General features: G+C 55.0%; 17 protein-coding genes and 1 other annotated feature. All 17 genes read right to left on the reverse strand.

Going from position 1 to position 16736, the window contains the following annotated elements:
• On the reverse strand, positions 1-879 hold the full coding sequence (locus DZC51_RS12795) for an aspartate carbamoyltransferase catalytic subunit (RefSeq protein WP_157296505.1): 879 nt from the start codon (positions 877-879) through the stop codon (positions 1-3).
• Positions 880-1010: 131 nt separating this feature from the next.
• Complete coding sequence (locus DZC51_RS12800) at positions 1011-2297, reverse strand: uracil-xanthine permease family protein (RefSeq protein WP_157296507.1); 1287 nt, start codon at positions 2295-2297, stop codon at positions 1011-1013.
• Between the two features lie 35 nt (positions 2298-2332).
• Positions 2333-2875 (reverse strand): bifunctional pyr operon transcriptional regulator/uracil phosphoribosyltransferase PyrR, encoded by a 543-nt coding sequence (pyrR, locus tag DZC51_RS12805; protein ID WP_157296509.1) that lies wholly within the window; start codon positions 2873-2875, stop codon positions 2333-2335.
• Between the two features lie 199 nt (positions 2876-3074).
• Positions 3075-3986: an RluA family pseudouridine synthase gene (locus DZC51_RS12810; protein ID WP_157296511.1), complete on the reverse strand. Its 912-nt coding sequence runs from the start codon at positions 3984-3986 to the stop codon at positions 3075-3077.
• Entirely contained in the window at positions 3986-4471 is a 486-nt protein-coding gene (gene lspA, locus DZC51_RS12815) for a signal peptidase II (protein ID WP_157296513.1), read from the reverse strand. Before lspA ends, DZC51_RS12810 begins: the two co-directional genes overlap by 1 nt.
• Positions 4472-4921: 450 nt before the next feature.
• Entirely contained in the window at positions 4922-7687 is a 2766-nt protein-coding gene (gene ileS / locus DZC51_RS12820; RefSeq protein WP_157296515.1) for an isoleucine--tRNA ligase, read from the reverse strand.
• A gap of 67 nt (positions 7688-7754) precedes the next feature.
• Positions 7755-7969: a binding site (T-box leader), on the reverse strand.
• A gap of 61 nt (positions 7970-8030) precedes the next feature.
• Positions 8031-8540 carry a DivIVA domain-containing protein gene (locus DZC51_RS12825; RefSeq protein WP_157296517.1) on the reverse strand — a complete coding sequence of 170 codons (510 nt, stop codon included), beginning with the start codon at positions 8538-8540 and terminating at the stop codon, positions 8031-8033.
• A gap of 125 nt (positions 8541-8665) precedes the next feature.
• On the reverse strand, positions 8666-9442 hold the full coding sequence (locus tag DZC51_RS12830; RefSeq protein WP_157296519.1) for a YlmH family RNA-binding protein: 777 nt from the start codon (positions 9440-9442) through the stop codon (positions 8666-8668).
• 172 nt (positions 9443-9614) lie between these two features.
• A complete protein-coding gene (locus DZC51_RS12835) occupies positions 9615-9878 on the reverse strand; it encodes a YggT family protein (RefSeq protein WP_157296521.1) in 264 nt (87 codons plus the stop codon).
• 19 nt (positions 9879-9897) lie between these two features.
• The gene (locus DZC51_RS12840) at positions 9898-10374 is read right to left on the reverse strand and encodes a cell division protein SepF (protein WP_157296523.1); all 477 of its coding nucleotides are present in this window, start codon (positions 10372-10374) and stop codon (positions 9898-9900) included.
• Complete coding sequence (locus tag DZC51_RS12845; RefSeq protein WP_157296525.1) at positions 10371-11063, reverse strand: YggS family pyridoxal phosphate-dependent enzyme; 693 nt, start codon at positions 11061-11063, stop codon at positions 10371-10373. Before DZC51_RS12845 ends, DZC51_RS12840 begins: the two co-directional genes overlap by 4 nt.
• Positions 11064-11140: 77 nt before the next feature.
• The gene (locus DZC51_RS12850) at positions 11141-11380 is read right to left on the reverse strand and encodes a PRC-barrel domain-containing protein (RefSeq protein ID WP_157296527.1); all 240 of its coding nucleotides are present in this window, start codon (positions 11378-11380) and stop codon (positions 11141-11143) included.
• A gap of 200 nt (positions 11381-11580) precedes the next feature.
• Positions 11581-12387, reverse strand: coding sequence for an RNA polymerase sporulation sigma factor SigG (gene sigG, locus DZC51_RS12855; RefSeq protein WP_157296529.1), 807 nt, complete (start codon positions 12385-12387; stop codon positions 11581-11583).
• Positions 12388-12484: 97 nt separating this feature from the next.
• Positions 12485-13192, reverse strand: a complete 708-nt coding sequence (sigE, locus tag DZC51_RS12860; RefSeq protein WP_008297311.1) for an RNA polymerase sporulation sigma factor SigE — start codon at positions 13190-13192, stop codon at positions 12485-12487.
• Entirely contained in the window at positions 13176-14036 is an 861-nt protein-coding gene (locus DZC51_RS12865) for a sigma-E processing peptidase SpoIIGA (RefSeq protein ID WP_157296531.1), read from the reverse strand. Before DZC51_RS12865 ends, sigE begins: the two co-directional genes overlap by 17 nt.
• A 204-nt stretch (positions 14037-14240) precedes the next feature.
• The gene (gene ftsZ, locus DZC51_RS12870; protein WP_157296533.1) at positions 14241-15422 is read right to left on the reverse strand and encodes a cell division protein FtsZ; all 1182 of its coding nucleotides are present in this window, start codon (positions 15420-15422) and stop codon (positions 14241-14243) included.
• Positions 15423-15458: 36 nt separating this feature from the next.
• A complete protein-coding gene (gene ftsA / locus DZC51_RS12875) occupies positions 15459-16736 on the reverse strand; it encodes a cell division protein FtsA (protein ID WP_157296536.1) in 1278 nt (425 codons plus the stop codon).

Consider the following 16736-nt stretch of genomic DNA (forward strand, 5'->3'; position numbering starts at 1 on the left):
TTAATCTCTCCCCTTCAATATCGATTCGAGTACTGCCATCCTCACATAGACCCCGTTCTCCACTTGCCGGAAAATTCTGGAGCGGCTGTGTTCAACCAGTTCATCGGCAATTTCCACGCCCCGGTTGACGGGTGCCGGATGCATAATGATCGCGTCTTTCTTCATCCGTTCCACACGCTCTACCGTCAGCCCGTAACGGTTGTGGTAATCTTCGGCAGAAAACGACCCGTCTCCGCTGTGCCGTTCGTGCTGGACGCGGAGCAGCATTACTGCGTCGCTGTCCGGAAGAACGTCTTCCCAATCTTCAACCGAGTTGAAATCGCCTTGCCATTCCGGCGGACAGAGAATCCGGACGTCTGCTCCGAACATTTTGAGCGCGTCCCTGCCGGACTTGGCCACCCTGCTGTGCGAGACGTCACCGGCAATGGTCACCTTCAGTCCTTCCAAAGTGCCGAACTCCTCACGCAGTGTGAACAGGTCGAGCAGCGTCTGTGTCGGGTGCTGGCCCGAACCGTCTCCCGCATTGATGATCGCCACAGAAGTCCGGCCCTCCAATTCTTTATAGAAGCGGTCCTCCGGATGCCGGATCACAAGCGCATCAAGGCCGATTGCTTCAAGTGTACGAACCGTGTCGTAGAGGGTCTCTCCCTTCAGCGTGCTCGAGAACCCCGCTTCAAAGGGGATGACTTCAAGACCGAGCCTCCTCTCCGCCATTTCGAAACTTGTCTTGGTGCGTGTGCTCGGTTCGAAAAACAGATTGCTGATGTAATGGGTCCGGCCGATTTCCGGCACGGCCCCGCACCTCAGTTCCGCCGCTCTGTCGAGAATGCGGCTGATCCCATCCATCCCAAGCCGTGTGATTGATAGCAGGTGGTCCATGATGACAGTCCTCCTTATGTAAAAAGAGCCTTTCCGGGTTTTGGAAAGGCTCTTTTCGCTTCGGTGGATACACCTATCCCGTCTGCGGCAAAAGGGCCTTTCCGTATCTCCCGGATACAGTTAAAAGGCGGTTATTCGATTTCGCCCGCTTCGCTTCCTTCCGGCTTGCCCGGCAAGAGCAGGTTGAGCACTACCCCAAGGATGGCGGCGAGCGCCATGCCCTCGATTTTGAACGTTTCGCTGATTTCGATAGCCGCTCCTCCGATTCCCGTCACGAGAATGACAGAGGCGATCACCAAGTTGCGCTGCTTGTCGAAGTCGATGCCGTGCTCGACCAGCATGCGGAGACCGGAGGAAGCGATGATCCCGAACAGCAGGATGGAGATGCCCCCGAGCACCGCCTGCGGGATGGTGGCAATCAGTGCCATCAGTTTGCCAAGGAAAGAGAACAGGATTGCCAGTACCGCCGCCCCGAAAATAACGTGGATGCTGAACACCCTTGTCAGCGCGAGGACGCCGATGTTCTCTCCGTAGGTCGTCTTTGGCGGGCCGCCGACCAGCCCGCTAAAGAATGTTCCGAGCCCGTCGCCGAGAAGCGAGCGGTGGAGGCCCGGCTCCCTGATGAAGTTCCTGTCCACAATCCGGCCGAGTACCAGCTGATGGCCGATATGCTCGGAAATCGTCACGATCGCGATCGGCACCATGACTGCGAGAAGCGTTCCCGTCACTTGGAATTCGTAATGCACACCAGGCACGATAAAGTCCGGAAGCGCAAACCAGTCTGCTTCTCTGACCGGTGAAAAATCAATGATTCCGATAGCGGCCGAATAGACGTATCCGGTGACGATCCCGATCAGGACCGGCATGAGGCTCACCAGCCCCTTAAAGAAGATGATGCAGATGACGGCTGTTGCAAGCGTCACGATCGCGGCCGAGAAATGAAGAAAGCTGTATGTGCTTTCCCCGTTCACCTCGATGGTGCTTGCCATGCCGACCGCAGTCGGAGCAAGCGCCAGGCCGATGACCATGATGACCGGCCCGACGACGATCGGCGGCAGGAGCCGCATGATCCACCGGTGCCCCGTTTTCCAGATCAGGAGCGAAACGAGCGCGTAGACCAGGGAGACAAACAAACTGCCGATCATGGCGCTGCCGATGCCTCCCGCCTGTGTCGCCACCTGGATCGGAATGATGAACGCGAACGAAGAGCCGAGATATGCCGGGACTTTGAATCCGGTCACCAGGATAAATACGATGGTTGAGATCCCGCTTGTCAAAAGCGCGATTGCCGGACTGAGTCCGACAAGCTGTGGAACGAGGATCGTCGCCCCGAACATCGCGAACATATGCTGTAGGCTGAGTGTCAGAAGCCTGCCATTTGACGGCTTATCCTGGATGTCGAGTACTGCGTTTGCCATGCTTCAAGCTCTCCATTCTAAGAAAGAAATTGCCATTACCGTTTTTCGAGGGTCACGCTGTCCGTGCCGTCCGTTTCCTTCAAAAGGACAGTGACCCGCTCGTCTTTGGAAGTCGGGATGTTTTTTCCGACATAATCGGGGCGGATCGGGAGTTCCCGGTGGCCTCTGTCGACCAGTACGGCAAGCTGGATGCTTGCCGGGCGGCCCGTGTCCATCAGGGCGTCCATTGCTGCTCGCACTGTCCTTCCCGTATACAGCACATCGTCGATCAGGATGACTTTCCTGCCTGTCAGGTCCTGCTCGATGTCGATTTGTTGCACAAGCGGTGCATCCATCCTCTCTTTCTTGCCGATGTCATCCCGGTAAAGCGTGATGTCCAGTTCTCCCATGTCGATCGAAGCACCCTCGATCGTTTCGATCTTGTCTGCAAGCCTCTTGGCAAGGTCGACTCCCCGGGTCTTGATGCCGACGAGGATACAGTTGTCGATCCCTTTGTTCCGCTCGATGATTTCGTGGGCGATCCTGGTTACGGCCCGTCCGATCGCCTTGTCATCCAGAAGATTCACTGTTTCTCCCATCCGGGTTTCCTCCTTTTATTCCAAATAAAATACCCTCCAGCCGGCAGGCAGGAGGGCAGATGTGCAGAATTTATCCGTGAAGCCATGCTCTCGGCATGGGTCCGCGGATTCCCGTACAACCTTCCCGGCCTCTCTGGACCGACTTAAAGGTTCGCTATTTGATTTGTCTGATTCACTATACACCTGCCGCAGGAGGGTGTCAATCCCGCCCGCGCAATTTTCCGAGAAGTGCCTCGAAGTCTTCCGGGAGCGGTGCATCGAATTCCAAATAATCACCCGTCGAGGGATGGGTGAATCCGAGCACACCCGCATGCAGGACCTGCCCGCCGAAAGACAGCGTCTTTTTGGGGCCGTACTTTGGATCCCCCGCGAGCGGATGTCCGATATAGCGCATGTGAACGCGGATCTGATGGGTCCTTCCGGTTTCAAGACGGCACTCCACAAGCGTGAAGTCCCCGAACCGTTCGGTGACGGTGAAGTGGGTGACGGCATCCCGTCCGCCATCGATGACAGTCATACGCTGGCGGTCTTTCGGATCCCGCCCGATTGGAGCATCGACGGTTCCTTCGTCGTGCTGGATGTTGCCGTGTACGAGAGCGGTGTATTTCCTCGTCACGGTCTTTTTGGAAAGTTGTTCAGCAAGCGATGCATGAGCAAGGTCATTTTTGGCAACAGCCAGCAGGCCGGTCGTATCCTTGTCGATCCGGTGAACGATTCCCGGGCGCATGACGCCATTGATGCCCGACAGATCTGTGCAATGGTGCATCAGCCCATTTACAAGTGTTCCGGACGCATGTCCCGCGGCGGGATGAACGACCATTCCGCGCGGCTTGTTGACGACCAGCACATCGCTGTCTTCATAAACGATGTCGAGAACAAGGTTTTCCGGTACGATTTCAAGCGTCTCCGGTTCCGGCTCGGTCACCTCGACCCGGTCGCCTGCCTTCAGCTGATAATTCGGCTTCACGGTATTGCCGTTGACGAGAATCATGCCATCTTTTACCCACGACTGGACCTTGGAGCGTGTCCACTCGGGATCGAATGCAGACAGAGCCTTGTCGATGCGGCCGCCGCTGTGTTCCGGTGTGATTTCTAGAATCTGTTTTTCCATTAAGACACCTTTTTCTTTCGCTTTTCTCTCAGTTCCTCAATAAACATATGCACTACGAGCAGGATGACCCCGATGGTCAGTGCGGCGTCGGCCACGTTGAAGATCGGGAAATCATAGTTGATGACAGGAATCAATACATCGACGAAATCGACGACCTCCCCCATCCGGAGCCGGTCGATGAAATTGCCGAGCGCACCGCCGAGGAGCATCATGAGGCTAACCCGGAAGCCCGTTCCGCCTTCTTTTCCGTGCTTATGGAAATAATATAGGATTCCTGCCACAACGACCAGCGTCACGATGTAGAACAGCCACATCTGTCCCTGCAGCATGCCCCATGCCGCCCCGCGGTTTCGGTGCGATAATATGGCAAGATACGGATCCAGCACGGAGATCCGCTCTCCGACTTCCATATATTTCACGACGAGCCACTTCGTCCACTGGTCGATGATGACGAGAGCCGCCGCGATGGCATAGTAAAATAACACGTCTTTTCCTCCATCCGGTTGAATCCTGTTTATTTTACCATATGATGCCGGGGCATTGCGCCCGGGATGTAGGTTCCATGCAGGAATAATCCTCCGGATTTCAGCTGCGGGCCCTCGCTTCAATCCGTCATAGGGATTGTTAAGACAAGTTGAGGCAAACGGTTCTAGTTTATACAAGTAATCACCTAAATAACATAACCTATCCTTTATTCTGAAGCCCCATATAAGGAAAGTAAAAAGCCCGCTGCCGTGCGGCGTTGTTGTGATTCACCGGGCTTGGAGGAATTCTGACACCCAATGGTGTGATTCCGGAGATGGGGGCAGTGATTGGCGAATTCCTGGATAACCACTCCTTCTCTCAAGATAACCATTCACCCCAAAGATCAACAAAAAGAAATCGGACCCAGACAGATGACTGCCGGGTCCGATTTTTCTTCGATTATGCCTTACTTATGCTTCGTAGTGGTTGGTGACGACGTCGGCGCAGCGTGCGCATAGTTCCGGGTGTTCCGGATTTTCGCCTACTGTGCCCGGAACGGACCAGCAGCGTGCACATTTCTCGCCTTCCGCCTTCTCTACGACGACGCGGACCCGGGAGCCCGTCGCGTCTGCAGGGGAATTTTCCAGATTGCCGCCGATGCGGAAGCCGGATACGATGAAGAACTGGGCAAAGTCGATGTCTTCCGAAGCCAGGAGCACTTTCAGGTCCTCCGGTACATAGACAGTCACTGCCGCTTCGAGCGATTTGCCGATGACTTTTCCGTTCCGCGCTTCTTCGAGCGCCTTCAGGACATCGTCGCGGACCTCCATCAGTTCGGAGAAGCGGGCCATGAGCGCGAAATCTTCATCGGTTTCCTCGCGTGCCTCCGGCATGTCGGTCAGCTGGACGCTTTCCGCTTCCTCGTGTGCGAGATAACTCCACATTTCGTCGGCCGTGTGAGGGATGATCGGCGACATCAGCTTGAGGAGCGCGACCAGCGTGTCATACATGACTGTCTGCATGGCGCGGCGGTGCGGATGATCGGCCGCCTCGATGTAGACGACGTCTTTCGCGATATCCAGGTAGAACGAGCTGAGGTCGACCGTGACGAAGTTGTTGACGGAAGTGTAGACCGTCATGAATTCGTAGCTGTCGTATGCAGCGCGGACCGAACGGATCAGGCGCTGAAGCTTGAGGTCCATATATTTGTCGACCGGACGGAGATCTTCTGGAGCGACACGGTCTTTTGCCGGATCAAAGTCCGATAGGTTCCCGTGCAGGAAGCGGAGCGTGTTCCGGATCTTCCGGTACACTTCGGAAACCTGCTTGAAGATCGCATCGGACACGTGTACGTCCGCCGTGTAATCCGCTGACGAAACCCAGAGGCGGAGGATATCCGCACCCATCTGGTCCATCACCTTCGCCGGCACGATGACGTTTCCAAGCGACTTGCTCATCTTGCGGCCCTCGCCGTCCAGCGTGAAGCCATGGCTCAGAATCCCTTTGTACGGTGCAATGCCGTTGATGGCCACAGACGTCGTCAGGGACGAGTTGAACCAGCCGCGGTACTGGTCCGATCCCTCAAGGTACAGGTCTGCCGGATAGACCAGATCATCGCGTTCGACAAGAACGCCCTGGTGGGTTGATCCCGAGTCGAACCAGACATCCATGATGTCCGTCTCTTTCGTGAACTTGCCGTTCGGGCTGCCCGGATGTGTGAATCCTTCAGGCAGCAGGTCTTTCGCTTCGCGCTCGAACCAGACATTCGATCCGTGCTCCCGGAACAGTTCCTGAACGTGTCCGATCGTCTCATCGGTGATGACAGGCTCTCCGTTTTCCGCATAGAAGACCGGAATCGGTACGCCCCATGCACGCTGGCGTGAGATACACCAGTCACCGCGGTCGCGGACCATGTTATAGAGGCGGGTTTCCCCCCATGCCGGCGTGAACGATGTGTCACGGATTGCCTGCAGCAGTTCATCCCTGAATTTATCAATTGAGGCGAACCATTGGGAAGTGGCCCGGAAGATGACCGGCTTTTTCGACCGCCAGTCATGCGGGTAGGAGTGCGTGATGAATTCAAGATGCACGAGGGCACCCTTCTCGTTTAGCGCATCGGTGATAGGCTTGTTGGCCTTGTCATAGAAGAGGCCTTCAAAGCCCGGTGCCTCTTCTGTCATGAAGCCCCGGTCATCCACCGGGCAAAGCACATCGAGCCCGTTCGCCTTGCCGACACGGAAGTCGTCTTCTCCGTGGCCCGGCGCGGTGTGGACACACCCAGTACCTGCGTCGATCGTGACATGGTCCCCGAGGATGATCAGTGAATCCCTCCCGTACAGCGGATGTGCGGCAGTGAGATGCTCAAGCTCGCTGCCCTTCAGTTCGCGCAGTGTTTCGACTTGTTTCCAGCCGACCTTGGAGGATACGTCTTCCAGGAGATCTTTTGCAAGGATATACTTTTTGCCGTCCGCTTCGACCACGGAATAGTCGAAGTCCGGATGGACGGAGATTCCGAGGTTTGCGGGAATCGTCCAAGGTGTCGTTGTCCAGATCAAGAAATTCACATCTGTATCAAGAACCCCTTTGCCGTCGTTGACCGGGAATGCCACATAGATCGAAGGTGACTTTTTGTCCTTGTACTCGATCTCTGCTTCGGCAAGTGCGGACTCGCTTGACGGCGACCAGTAAACCGGTTTCTTGCCCTTATAGATATAGCCCTTCTTCGCCATGTCACCGAAGACACCGATCTGGCGCGCCTCGAATTCAGGCTTCAGGGTGATATATGGATTATCCCAGTTCCCGCGGACACCGATCCGCTTGAACTGTGTGCGCTGGCGGTCGATCTGCTCAAGCGCGTATTCCTTGCAGAGCTCACGGAACTCAGCCACCGTCATTTCTTTGCGGTTGACGCCCTTGTTGACGAGTGCCTGCTCAATCGGCAGGCCATGCGTATCCCAGCCCGGCACGTACGGTGCGTGATAGCCGGTCATGGAACGGTGCCGGACGATGATATCTTTCAATACCTTATTGAGCGCGTGGCCCATGTGGAGATCGCCATTGGCATAAGGCGGTCCATCATGAAGGACGAAAAACGGACGGCCTTCGGTCCGCTCCTGAACTTTCTCATAGATGTCCATTTCTTCCCATCGTTCCTGCATTTTCGGTTCATTTTTCGGCAGGTTTCCGCGCATCGGGAAATCTGTCTTCGGCATGAGCAGCGTGCTCTTGTAATCCATGCTGATTCCTCCTCGTATTGAAGCCTGCAAAAGCAGGCGTCCGTCCAAATAAAAAAGCCCCGTCCCCAAAAGGGACGGAGCTTCTGCCCGCGATACCACCCTCATTGCGGCACGCATGCGCACCGCCTCTCGGACACCGTAACGGGGTGTGACGGGACCGCGTACTCAGTTCCGCGGTCCGGCTCCGGAGTGATTTTCGCAGGCGGCTTCTGCACCGGGCTCACACCATCCCCGGTTCGCTTTGGCATCCGCTGCCCCTACTGTCTCCGTCTTCGCCTTTTTTTTGATCGTTCAGTTTGCTTGTCGTCATTATAATGAATCAGGCTCCGCCGGTCAAGGAAGCTTACTCCTCTTCGGTCTCGAGTTTTTCAAGTCCGGCCGTGTCGACTTCGTAGTCCATCAGGAGATCCCAGTCATCGGTGTTGATCATCTCCAGCTGTGCCTCTGCCAACATCCGGAACCGGTTTCGGAATACCTTGGACTGCTTTTTCAGCTCTTCAATCTCATCTGCAATCCTGCGCGCCTTGTTCAGTGCATCATTAACAATGCGGTCACCGTTCTTTTCGGCTTCTTTGACGATGAGCTTCGCTTCCTTCTGGGAATTGCGGCGCACTTCCTCTGCAGCCTCCTGGGCGATCAGGATCGAGGATTGCAGCGTGTTTTCAATGGTTGTGAAATGGGTGACCCGTTCGGTCGTCAAGTCAAGCTGTTCTTCAAGCTGTTTGTTTTTCTGGAGAACGGCTTCGTAGTCTTTCATGATCTGTTCGAGGAATTCGTTGACCTCGTCTTCATCGTAGCCCCGGAACGAGCGCCCGAATTCTTTGTTATGTATATCAAGCGGTGTCAATGCCATTGTGTTGCATCTCCCCTTTTTTCAAACTGCGTTGTGAACTATTATACATGGACCCGGCATCCGTGACACGGCAAATCCGAAAATTTCGGCGGGAACACTGGCTTTCTGGCGAAATCTGCAACCGATCATTTCAGGATGCCGATGATCAGGCGGATCCGCTCTTTTTTTGTCCGGCCGCCGATCTCTTCAATCCGGATCCGTCCATGGCCCCGTACCGAGAGAAGATCCGAATCTGACAGTTCAAATGAGACCGACTCCCGGACGGCATGGTTCACTTTCACCCGTCCGGATTGGATCAATGAAGCGGCTTTCTGCCTTGAAAGATTCAATGCACCGGCAAGGACGGTATCCAGCCTCAGGGATGTGACGGTGATCGACTCTTCCTCATATCGCTCGGTCAGCGGCAGCAGTGATTCCGGATGACCCACTTCCGAAACACGAACCTTGGCCTTCCCCACCGACTGAAGATTGGCAGACAGGTAATCTGCAAGTGACCGGTCGGCAGAAAACTGAATGACGCCATCACCGGTCCGGATATCCCCGAACCTGGCCCTGTCGATGCCGAGCCCGGTGAGGGAACCGAGCACATCCCGATGTCCGAGCTCGATGAACTTGGACGGGTAGCGGATTTCCATTACCGCAATCTCATAATCTTCCGGCTGCGCCTCGAAATAGGAAGGGGCAATGATCATCCGCTGCCGTTCCGCTTCCGGAAGCCCGCCAGTCTCCGTAATGACCAGGTCCTCCGATCCGGCCACTGCCCGTACGATGTACCTCTGTCTCGGATCGAGAAAACCGGTCAGTTTCGGGGCATATCGGTCTTCCGCTTCTGTCGCCCAACCGTTCACCCGCTCGATGAACGGCTGTTCATCTTTTCTGAAATGCTGATAGATCTCATTCATTGCCTCCGTCATCCTTCCGGTTGAACTTTCGCAGACGCGGCCCGCCATATATCAGCGGCAGAAGGCGGACGCGTGTTATTTAAAAAAGCCTCCCCACTCCCTCCGCATGGCGGTTCGGGATCCGGGGAGGCCACAGCATCACTGCTGCCTGATTCGCTCTTGACAGGGACCTTTACGCTATCCACATAAAGACATTGAATAGGCCCTTCACAATCAGGTTCAATGCAATCAGCGCGACAATCGGCGAAATATCAATCATGCCGATCGGCGGGATGATCTTCCGGAATATATCCAGGTAAGGTTCGCAGATTTTGGCGAGCAGCCGGCCGATGGAAGTTTCCCTCGTGCTCGGAACCCAGGACATGAGTACGTAGATGACCAGCAGGATCGAATAAATTTGCGCTGCGTTGGCCAGTAGATTGAACAGTGCCCACATAAGACTTTATCTCATCCCATCATTCAAATTCGTCGTACAGATACTCGGAAATCTCCCCGGACAATTCCACGTTATCCGGAACACAGAGGAAGATGTCGTGCCCGACGCGGGTGATATCCCCTCCAAGTGCGTAAACCGTGCCGCTCAGGAAATCGATGATCCTCGTGCCCGATCCATGATCGATGCGCTGCAGATTGACGACAACCGTGCGCTTGTTTTTCAGGTGCTCCGCGATATCCTGCGCTTCCGCGTAAACACGGGGCTCTGAGAGGATCATTTTGGAGGATTTCTTGATGCTCTGCAGGCTCACCACATTCGGGCCTTCCTGCGGACGTGCCGGTGCCGGCTTGCGGCGCTCTTTCTGCCGCCAATCCTGATCTGCCTGGCGAGGCGGTTCCTGACGCGGCGGCTGTGCGGGAGCCGGCTGTCTATTTTCCTGCATTTCCTCTTCCTCCTCAAGATAGAAGAAGTTCTTGAACTTGTCCTTGAAGCTCATGAGCGTTCCCCGCTTTCATAGCCGACAATTGCGGTGCCGATCCGGACGAATGTCGCCCCTTCCTCTACCGCTATGCCGAAATCGTTTGACATGCCCATCGATAGTTCGGTGCATGGCGCATGCGGAAGCTTGAGCGCTGAGATTTCATCGCGCAATTCCCGGAGCCCGCGGAATGTGCTGCGGATAACTTCTTCGTCCTCCGTGTTTGGTGCCATTGTCATCAGACCGACAACACGGATTTTATCATAGGCACCAAGCATCCGGACGAAATCACCCACTTCATCCGGACCTAGTCCGGATTTGGAAGTTTCACCCGAAACATTCACCTGGACAAAGCAGTCGACCGGGCGTTCTGCCCGCTTCTGAATTTCCTTTGCCAGGCTTCCACGGTCCAGGGAATGAAGAAAGTCGATCCGGCCGATGACTTCCCTGACCTTCCGGCTCTGTAGAGAACCGATGAAATGCCATCGGGCATCGGGACCGATTTCAGGCTGTTTCTGATCGAGGCCTTCTAACCGGTTCTCGCCCAAGTGCCGGATCCCGGAATCAATGACTTCCCGGGCCCGCTCCGGACCGACCGACTTTGTCACCGCAACAATTGTGACTTCTTCCGGGTTTCTCGCTGCACGCCTGCACGCATCCGTGATCTGTTGTTGTATATCATTCAAACGTTCTGCTACAGTAGACAATTCAATTCCCACTTTTCTCTACGATGCTTTATTCATTGTAACAAGGCGTGTGCGCTTTTTCAATGACTTCTACATCCCTATTCTTTGGCCGCATCATCAACGAGGACAACATCCTTGCCGATGACCATCACCCGGCGGAGCGGAATTTTCACGGGTGCTTCAGAGTTTCCGAAAAGTCGCATCTTCTCCATTCCGCCAACATGAAAATATTCGATCGTCCCGTCATCCGTGGAAATCGTCGCATCGACCGCATAGCCGAGCTGACGGCCTCTTCCGGCCTCGATGAACTCTTTTTTCTGCAGATCAGAAAATTTCAAAACGGACCCCTCCCGTACATCTTATGCCGGACACTCCTGGAAAAGAGCCCTTGCCCATCATGTCTTATGACCGGCTCCCCATTTCCCGGGAAAAGATAAAATTACGTCCGGCACCGAGACAAAAACCGTTATATAAAATATAAAAACCCCGGTTCCGTCCATACTGAACAAAACCGGGGTTTTCTGGAATGGCCGTATAGCTACCGCTTTTTCTTTTCTTTGTCTTTTTCCTGGTCAAGAGTCTCCCGGATGATCCCGATGGCATGCTTCTCCAGCCTGGAAATCTGAGCCTGTGAAATTCCGAGTTCCCGTGCGATCTCCGTCTGGGTCTCTCCGTAGTAGAAGCGCTTGGACAATATCTTCTGCTGCCGGGCGTCCATTTTGCTGACCGTCTCCTTGACCGAGACGTAGTTCAGCCAGCGGTCTTCATTAACAAGTGTGTCTTGCAGCTGGTCCATCATGGTCACGGGATCTCCACCGTCATGGTGGATCGGTTCATGCAGTGACAGCGGGTCCTGGATGGCATCCAGTGCAAACAGGATATCCTCAGACGGAATATCTGTCATCTTCGAGAGGTCATCAAGAGTAGGCTCCTTCAGCTGCTCGTGGACAAACTGCTCTTTTGCCTTCATCGCCTTGTAGGCGATATCCCGGAGCGAACGTGACACCCGGACCGGATGATGGTCCCGGAGGTGTCTTCGGATCTCACCGATGATCATCGGTACGGCATAGGTAGAAAAACGCACATTATGCTTAAGATCAAAGTTATCAATGGATTTCAGAAGTCCGATGCAGCCTACCTGGAACAGATCATCTGCCTGCTCCCCCCTGTAGGCGAACCGTTGTACGATGCTCAGAACGAGCCGGAGATTACAGATGACCAGATCATCTTTGGCAGACTGGTCACCTGCCTGCATCCGTTTGAATGTTTCACGCATGTCTTCATGGGACAGGAGAGGGAGCTTTGATGTGTCGATTCCGCAAATCTCCACTTTCATGTTGGACATCTCATCATCCTCCGGACATTTGACTTTTCTCTGTTTCCCTACAGTCTGTCCGGAGGCCGGTCTCCTATTCCCCGATGACCCTCGCCAATTTCATCCATCAGCTCACCGGATGGTTCAGCAGCCCTCTCAAATCACTGATAATTTTCTTCTCAAGCCTTGATATATAGGATTGGGAAATCCCCAGGTGGTCCGCGACTTCCTTCTGGGTCATCTCTTCTTTGCCGCCAAGAGCGAATCGGCATTCCATGATATAGCGCTCCCGGTCATTTAACCTAGATATCGCCTCGACAACGTGCTGGCGTTCGATTTTCCGTTCTACGTCATCGGTGATGATGTCCTCATCCGTCCCGAGGATATCGGAGAGGAGCAGCTCATTGCCATCAGCATCCGAATTCAGCGGCTCGTCGAACGATACTTCCGATTTCATGCGGCTGGTCTTTCTGAGATGCATGAGGATTTCGTTTTCGATACAGCGGGATGCATAAGTGGCGAGCTTGATTTTCTTTTCTGTGTCAAAGGTTTCGATGGCCTTGATCAGCCCGATGGCGCCGATGCTGATCAGATCTTCGATATGCGTGTTCGTGTTTTCGAATCGGCGGGCGATGTATACGACGAGTCTCAGGTTCTTCTCGATCAGACGGTCCCGGGCCTCCCGGTCTCCTTCCATGAATCTTCGAAGCGTTTCTTCTTCCTCTTCCTTGGTGAGCGGGACCGGAAGTGATTCGTGGCCCCCAATATAGTATGTCCCGTCTTTCTTGATGGTCTGAAGGAGCACCGCAATCCATTTTTTAAGACCTGTCAGCATCTGTCGATCCCCTTTCCTTAAGATGAATGAGGGAGGAGCGGTGGAGGATGGCATCTGCGCCAAGCGGATATTCGGCATCATTCTCGGTAAGGACGAAGTATCCCCCAATCCTGGCATCTTCCGTATTGTCCACGGTCCATTTGCCTGCCCTGAATCCGACTGCCCAGGCGCTTCCGCCGACGGTCCTGAGCCGGATCGGGCGAATCTGGACCCTGACCTCGGGCGGAAAAACAGCCAGATCAGGAATGCCTTCTTTCGGCAGGTTTTCCAGGGCTCTTCGGATTTCTTCTGGCAACTGTTCTTTTACAGACCTGTAAGCAATAAAATGGACCGGAGCACCGGATAGGGGTTCCGAGCAGGCATTGCCGGAATCGGCAAACGCCGAAATCGGAATTTTGCTGCCGAATAATTCGAGCTCGGTATCGACCCGGTAGCCCGCCGCGGCAGAATCTTCTTCGGCACCTCGCCATCTGACAGCGAGCATATGAAGACCTCCCGAGGCAAACAGGCAGGATGTGAATATGGCTGCTGTGCCGCCCATCCCAAACTCAGACGGATTTACCACATTCAGAAGGCCGCCGGCGAATAGGGCTGCCGTCAGCGTCGCCCCTGCTCCCTTCAGCGCCGAATTCCGATGCAGTCCGAAGGCGATCATGATCATCGCCAGGAAAGCTGCTGCCGTCGGGACGGCAGCCCCCCCGAATAAAACCACCGGAAGCGCCCCCGCGACCGCCGCAGCCAGCAGCCTCCACTTGCCGGCAGGCCGCCGGCAAACCTTGTCCGCGAATGAAAGAATGAGATAATTGAATGCCGAGTTTACCGCAATTGCCACTTCTCCGTACATGGCTCCCCCTCCCTTGTCCATACCGTATCACGCCTAGTCTGCAGGCTCTGTCGGAATCCGGTACAGGCAGCCCTGAAAATTCGGACAGGAGCCGACAGGATAAGGGGCATCTCCTCGCTTAAGGCAGCAATGATTTCAGAACCATGCAAAAAGCCCTTTCCGTTTTATTACGGAAAGGGCTGTTGAACATTGTCGGATTCTATATTATCTTCTTCTGCGGTTGCGCAGGAATGTCGGAACATCCAGGGTATCTTCCTGGTGCTGCTGGCTCTGACGCTGCGGCGCTTCCTGCTGGAAGTGACCGCCCTGGTCGTCACGGTCACGATAATCGTTACGGGAAGGAGCCGGCTGCTGAGGACGTTCCTGACGGACAGGCTGCTGTACACGTCCCGCACTGAAGCCTCCGCCCCGCGTGTTGCGCTGGGTCAGCTGCTCTTCTGTAAAGCCTGTAGCGATGACCGTAACGACGATCTCGTCCTTCAGATTGTCGTTGATCACCGAACCGAAAATCATATTGACCTCTTCGTCGGAAGCGCTGGCAACGATATCGGCAGCTTCCTGCACTTCAAACAGGCTGAGGTTCGATCCGCCTGTGATGTTCATCAGGACACCCTTGGCGCCGTCTATCGAAGTTTCGAGCAGCGGGCTTGAGATGGCCTTTTTGGCAGCCTCTGATGCCCGGTTCTCGCCTGAAGAGACACCGATCCCCATCAATGCGGAGCCTTTGTTCTGCATGATCGTCTTCACGTCTGCGAAGTCGAGGTTGATGAGGCCAGGAACAGCGATCAGGTCGGAAATGCCCGAAACACCCTGCCTCAGAACATTGTCGGCCTCACGGAATGCCTCAAGCATTGGCGTGTTCTTGTCGACAATCTCGAGCAGGCGGTCGTTCGGGATGACAATCAGTGTATCGACCGATTCCTTCATGGCAGCAATGCCGCCGATCGCCTGTGTGGAACGTTTGCGGCCTTCGAATGTGAATGGGCGGGTAACAACACCGACAGTCAGTGCACCGAGGTCCTTGGCCACCTGGGCGATGACAGGCGCAGCACCTGTCCCGGTGCCGCCGCCCATTCCTGCAGTGACGAACACCATATCCGCTCCGCGAAGTGCTTCCTCGATCTGTTCTTTGCTTTCTTCAGCCGCTTTCTTCCCCACTTCGGGGTTTGCGCCGGCACCGAGTCCCCGTGTCAGCTTTTCGCCGATCTGGAGCGTCACTTCGGCTTTGGACAGCTTGAGAGCCTGGGCATCGGTATTGACTGCGATGAATTCCACGCCCTGAACGCCATGTTCGATCATCCGGTTTACTGCGTTATTGCCGCCGCCGCCTACGCCGATGACTTTGATGACGGCGAGCGCATCAATATTAGTATCAAATTCCAGCATGGTTTCTCCTCCTATGGATGTACGGGTGACTTCCGGTCAATCAAAGAACTTATCAAAGATTCTTTTCATACGGTTGACGACCTTGTCCTGGCCGTCCTTTTCCCGTGGTTCTTTTTTCTTTTTCGCAGGAGCCGTGGCTGCCGCCTCCATCGCTTCGCCAAACGGGGATTCCCCGCGCTGGCCGAAGAATTCGTCTTCCATGCGGGCATAGCGGATGAGGCCGACCGCAGATGAGTACTTCGGCTCGCGGACGCCGATGAATTCCGGCACATAGGTCCGCACACGGGTCTGCAAAACTTCCCTTGCAAGTTGCGGAAGACCTTCAAGCTTGGCAGTACCGCCTGTGAGGACAATCCCGCCAGGCAGATCCCGGACATTCATCCGGTACAGCTCGTCCAGTACCATCTCGAACAATTCTTCAAGGCGGACGCCTATGATTTCCGAGATATACTTCTGGCTGTATTGGTCTTTCGTTTCCATGCCCGCAACAGGCACCTCGAACAGTTCATCCTCGGAAGCATCATCGTAATATGCGTGCCCGTACTGGTGCTTGATCTGTTCCGCCTGTTCTGTCGTCGTTTTCAGAACGATCGACAGGTCTTTCGTCACATGGTCGCCGCCCACAGGAATGACGCCCGCCGATATCAGGCGGCCGTCACCGAATACGGCGACCGTCGTCGAACCGCCGCCGATATCGACATAGGCGGTCCCGTGGCTTTTCTCATCCTCCGATAGGGCGAAGTACCCTGCAGCAAGCGGCTGCAGGTAAATTTCCCGAATCTGGAGGCCTGCCCTCTCGACACAGCGGAGGATATTGTGAAGCAGCGTGCGCGACGTCGTCACAAGCGTTGCATCCATCTCCAAGCGCACACCGATCATGCCGCGCGGATCCTTGATTTCATCGAGGTCATCGACGATGAACTGCTGCGGGATGATGTTGATGAGCTCCCGCTCCGCCGGAATCATCACTTCCGCGGATCTCATGACCCGGTCAAGATCATCGTCCGTAATTTCGCGGTTTTCGCTGTTCACCGCCACGACGCCCTTCACCTGCTGAAGCATGACCTGATTGGCCGGGATTCCCAGCACGACCTCCCGGATCGACATTCCGATCATCCGCTCGGCCTGTTCAACTGCCTTCCGGATGGACTGGACAGTCGCATCTATATCTACAATGGCACCCTTCCGGATGCCTTCTGATTTTACATTTCCGACTCCGATTACGTGCAGCGAACGATCCGTCATTTCCCCGATCAGCACTTTAACGGAGGAGGAACCGATGTCGAGTGAAACATACATATCGGCCTGACTCAC

The sequence above is a fragment of the Bhargavaea sp. CC-171006 genome (genome assembly GCF_009761675.1).
GTDB lineage: Bacteria > Bacillota > Bacilli > Bacillales_A > Planococcaceae > Bhargavaea > Bhargavaea changchunensis.

Coding starts and splice junctions, on each gene's coding strand:
- DZC51_RS12795 (WP_157296505.1), bottom strand. CDS start 879: ATGGACCACCTGCTATCAATCACACGGCTTGGGATGGATGGGATCAGC.
- DZC51_RS12800 (WP_157296507.1), bottom strand. CDS start 2,297: ATGGCAAACGCAGTACTCGACATCCAGGATAAGCCGTCAAATGGCAGG.
- pyrR (WP_157296509.1), bottom strand. CDS start 2,875: ATGGGAGAAACAGTGAATCTTCTGGATGACAAGGCGATCGGACGGGCC.
- DZC51_RS12810 (WP_157296511.1), bottom strand. CDS start 3,986: ATGGAAAAACAGATTCTAGAAATCACACCGGAACACAGCGGCGGCCGC.
- ileS (WP_157296515.1), bottom strand. CDS start 7,687: ATGGATTACAAGAGCACGCTGCTCATGCCGAAGACAGATTTCCCGATG.
- DZC51_RS12825 (WP_157296517.1), bottom strand. CDS start 8,540: ATGGCATTGACACCGCTTGATATACATAACAAAGAATTCGGGCGCTCG.
- DZC51_RS12830 (WP_157296519.1), bottom strand. CDS start 9,442: ATGAATGAGATCTATCAGCATTTCAGAAAAGATGAACAGCCGTTCATC.
- DZC51_RS12835 (WP_157296521.1), bottom strand. CDS start 9,878: ATGTGGGCACTGTTCAATCTACTGGCCAACGCAGCGCAAATTTATTCG.
- DZC51_RS12840 (WP_157296523.1), bottom strand. CDS start 10,374: ATGAGCTTCAAGGACAAGTTCAAGAACTTCTTCTATCTTGAGGAGGAA.
- sigG (WP_157296529.1), bottom strand. CDS start 12,387: ATGTCCAACATGAAAGTGGAGATTTGCGGAATCGACACATCAAAGCTC.
- sigE (WP_008297311.1), bottom strand. CDS start 13,192: ATGCTGACAGGTCTTAAAAAATGGATTGCGGTGCTCCTTCAGACCATC.
- DZC51_RS12865 (WP_157296531.1), bottom strand. CDS start 14,036: ATGTACGGAGAAGTGGCAATTGCGGTAAACTCGGCATTCAATTATCTC.
- ftsZ (WP_157296533.1), bottom strand. CDS start 15,422: ATGCTGGAATTTGATACTAATATTGATGCGCTCGCCGTCATCAAAGTC.